Consider the following 248-nt stretch of genomic DNA (forward strand, 5'->3'; position numbering starts at 1 on the left):
GGTTCGGCTCGGCGCAGATGGCGTTCGTCGTCACGTTGGGCACCGTGCAGCGGTCCGTCACATCCGTGAAGCCGTACACCTGCGGATGAGCAGACACCGCACTGAGCAATGTGTTGACGTCAAAAAACTTGAAGTAGCGCATTCCCGGCAGGATGGCGAAGTAGTTGTTGCTGATGGTGAAGAGCTCCCCGTTGAAGTCGCCCGTGATCGCCTGCGCCCACAGCGGGACGAACGGGCTGACCGTCGCG

The 248-nt window shown here is 61.3% G+C and carries 1 pseudogene; it reads right to left on the reverse strand.

Features of this window, described 5'->3' with window-relative positions:
- A pseudogene (locus AC5IJH_RS18535) lies at positions 1-248 on the reverse strand (hypothetical protein); the annotation flags it as partial.

Source organism: Candidatus Dedyshia acidiphila (assembly GCF_051025295.1).
GTDB lineage: Bacteria > Acidobacteriota > Terriglobia > Terriglobales > Acidobacteriaceae > KBS-83.